The organism is Acidiphilium sp. PM (assembly GCF_000219295.1).
In the GTDB taxonomy this organism is placed as follows: Bacteria; Pseudomonadota; Alphaproteobacteria; order Acetobacterales; family Acetobacteraceae; genus Acidiphilium; species Acidiphilium multivorum.
This window is the reverse complement of the sequence record NZ_AFPR01000360.1, coordinates 1-3,214: the sequence shown is the minus strand read 5'-3', so window position 1 is coordinate 3,214 and position 3,214 is coordinate 1. Positions and strand designations below refer to the sequence as shown.

3 protein-coding genes and 1 pseudogene are annotated in these 3,214 nt (G+C 68.2%); all 4 read right to left on the bottom strand.

Translation table 11 applies throughout. From position 1 onward, the window contains the following. On the bottom strand, positions 1-303 hold a 303-nt coding region (locus tag APM_RS12655), incomplete at its 3' end, for a pseudouridine synthase (protein WP_007423769.1). Between the two features lie 37 nt (positions 304-340). Beyond that, positions 341-940 (bottom strand): GNAT family N-acetyltransferase, encoded by a 600-nt coding sequence (locus APM_RS12650; protein ID WP_007423768.1) that lies wholly within the window; start codon positions 938-940, stop codon positions 341-343. Between the two features lie 9 nt (positions 941-949). Further along, a complete protein-coding gene (gene rpoD / locus APM_RS12645) occupies positions 950-2,866 on the bottom strand; it encodes an RNA polymerase sigma factor RpoD (protein WP_007423767.1) in 1,917 nt (638 codons plus the stop codon). A 42-nt stretch (positions 2,867-2,908) separates the two neighbouring features. Beyond that, positions 2,909-3,214: pseudogene (locus tag APM_RS12640) on the bottom strand (DNA primase); the annotation flags it as partial.

The following is a 3,214-nucleotide window of genomic DNA, read 5'->3' as shown; positions in this document are numbered from 1 at the left end:
CGTGCCGTGCGCCGCCGCCGGCACGCCCTCGACGATCGCCCAGTAGGTCTTGCCGACCCGGCGCTGCGCGAAGGCGCGCTGCAGGGCGACCAGCGTGGTCTTGCGCCGGGCGATGGCGAGGCAGCCGGCGGTGTCGGCATCGAGCCGGTGGACCAGCCAGGGACCGTCGGCGCCGCGCCGCCAGCGGGGAAACCAGTCCTCCACGCTCGGCCCGCCGCCGCGGCCGCGATGGCTGGGCAGGCCGGCCGGCTTGTCGATCACCACGAGATGGGTCGAGTGGTACAGGATGACCGGGTCGATCATGCCGTTCCCGGGCGCGGCACGGCCGGGGGACACGGAATCAGGCCGGGCGCTGGGCGGGGCGGAGATGGTCCGGCACCTCGAAGCCGAGCCGGCGGGGAATGTCCCACATCTCGTCGATGCGGCGGACGATGCGGAAGCCGGCGCGCAGATAGTTGGGCAGGGCGCGCGGATGGTCCGCCGTGCAGGTGTTGACCGTCATGCCGCGGACCGGGCCGGCGAAGACCTGCTCGATCGCCGCCCCCAGCAGGGCGAAGCCGAGGCCGCGGCCGATCGCCCCCGGCAGCAGGCCGAAATAGCTGAGATTGACGTCCGGCCAGGGGGTCGCGTCGAGCTCGAAGAAGCCGGCGACCGCGCCATCGACGCGGAGCACGTGGATGGCGACCGCCGGATCGGCCAGGTGGCGGGCGAGCATGGCATCCGGCATGATCCGCCGCAGCCACCACAGCCAGGGCTGGCCGACACGGTCGTAGAGGTCGCGATAGGTCGCGACATCCATGTGCGGCACATACTCGATCGCCGCGCCGGGCGGCAGGGCCGGCCAGGTCCGCGGCGGGTGACGGTCCATGCGCAGGAACGTCACCGTGACCTGAACGCGGTCGAACGGCTCGCCGGGACGGACACGGGCGTATTCGAGCATGGCGGCGCCTCAGTCCTCGAGGAAGCTCCTGAGCTTGCGGCTGCGCGAGGGGTGCTTGAGCTTGCGCAGGGCCTTCGCCTCGATCTGGCGGATGCGCTCGCGGGTGACGTTGAACTGCTGGCCGACCTCTTCCAGCGTGTGGTCGGTGTTCATGCCGATGCCGAAGCGCATGCGCAGCACGCGCTCCTCGCGCGGGGTGAGCGAGGAGAGGACGCGCGTCGCGGCCTCGCGCAGGTTGGCATGAACCGCGGCATCGAGCGGGATGATCGCGTTCTTGTCCTCGATGAAGTCGCCGAGATGGCTGTCTTCCTCGTCGCCGATCGGGGTTTCGAGGGAGATCGGCTCCTTGGCGATCTTGAGCACCTTGCGCACCTTCTCGAGCGGCATGCCGAGCTTCTCGGCCAGTTCCTCGGGCGTGGGCTCGCGGCCGATCTCGTGCAGCATCTGCCGCGAGGTGCGGACCAGCTTGTTGATCGTCTCGATCATGTGGACCGGGATGCGGATGGTGCGCGCCTGGTCGGCGATCGAGCGGGTGATCGCCTGGCGGATCCACCAGGTGGCGTAGGTCGAGAACTTGTAGCCGCGGCGGTATTCGAATTTGTCCACCGCCTTCATCAGGCCGATATTGCCTTCCTGGATCAGGTCGAGGAATTGCAGGCCGCGATTGGTGTATTTCTTGGCGATGGAGATGACGAGGCGGAGATTGGCCTCGATCATTTCCTTCTTGGCGCGGGTGGAGTCGCGCTCGCCGCGCGAGACGGTGGAATAGACGCGGCGGAATTCCTCGATCGGCAGCTGCGCCTCGGCGGCGATGCGGCCGATCTGGGCGCGCAGCTCGGTGACCTGGGTGCCGTAGCGCTCGACGAAGACCTTCCAGCCCTTGCCGGGGCGTTTCGCCACGTCGTCGAGCCAGGTGGGGTCCATCTCGCGGCCGCGATAGGCGTCGAGAAAGTCGTCGCGGGTGATCTTGCAGCCCTCGGCGAGGCGCAGCATCTGGCCTTCCAGCCCGTTCAGGCGCTGGTTCAGCTCCTTGAGCTGGATGACCAGCTCCTCGATGCGGTTGTTGTGCAGGCTGACCTGCTCGACCTTGGCCACCAGCTCGTCGCGCAGCTTCTCGTAGGTCTTCTCCGAGCGGGAGGCCATTTCCTCGCCGGCGTTCAGCGCCTCCAGCCGCTTGTGCTGGAGCTTCATGAACTTCTCGTAGAGCTTCTCGACCTCGGTGAAGGTCTCGAACACCTCGGGCTTGAGCTTCTCCTCGACGGCGGAGAGCGAGAGGCCGCTCGATTCGCCCTCCTCGTCCTCCTCGGGTTCCTCGGGGACCGCGGCGGAGGGGTTGAAGCCGCCATCGCCGCCGCCCTGGGTGGCCTCGAGGTCGATCACGTCGCGCAGCAGCATCTTCCCGTCCTTGAGGGATTCGTGCCACGAGATGATCGCGCGGAAGGTCAGCGGGCTTTCGCAGAGCCCGCCGATCATCATGTCGCGCCCGGCCTCGATGCGCTTGGCGATGGCGATCTCGCCCTCGCGCGAGAGCAGCTCGACCGTGCCCATCTCGCGCAGGTACATGCGGACGGGATCGTCGGTGCGGCTGCCGCTCGATTCGCTGATATTGCCGGAGGCGGCCTCCTCGTCCTCGGCGGCCTCCTCGTCCTTCTCGGCGCGGCCGGCGGTTTCCGCCTCCTCGCCTTCCTCGCCCTCGACCACCTGGATGCCCATTTCGCTGAGCATCGACATCACGTCCTCGATCTGCTCGGAGCTGTTCTGCTCGGAGGGCAGGACGGCATTCAGCTCGTCGAAGGTGATGTAGCCCCGCTCCTTGCCGCGGGCGATCAGGCGCTTGACCGAGGCCGACTGGATGTCGAGCGTCGCGGTGTCCGCCTCGGCCTCGGGCGCGGCGGTCTCGGCGGGAGCAGCTTGTTTGGTCGCCATCAGTGTATCAATCTCCAGGGCAGCGACGCGGGGGGCGCGCGCTCAAGTTGGTGCTTCGAGGTCCGCTTCGCCCCGCTCGGCGCGATAGCGCGCTTCGACGAGGGCCCGCAGACGGTTGTTGTTTTCGGGCGTGGGGTCCTGCTCGAACCTGATCCGCTGTTCCTCGCATTGTTGCCGCAGCCAGTCCAGATTCATCAGCCCGTAGATGCCATACCAGAGCGACTCCAGGGCTTCGCCTGCCGTCTCCTTGCCGCGGCCCCGCCGCGGCAGGACGGACAGGGCGAGTTCCGCCGCCTCACGCAAACCTGACTGAGCGAGATGGTTGAGGAGGAGCGCCGAGTCAAGGGC

What these genes read in the sequence shown, in the direction of transcription:
- APM_RS12650 (WP_007423768.1), bottom strand. Translation starts at nt 940, where the DNA reads ATGCTCGAATACGCCCGTGTCCGTCCCGGCGAGCCGTTCGACCGCGTT.
- rpoD (WP_007423767.1), bottom strand. Translation starts at nt 2,866, where the DNA reads ATGGCGACCAAACAAGCTGCTCCCGCCGAGACCGCCGCGCCCGAGGCC.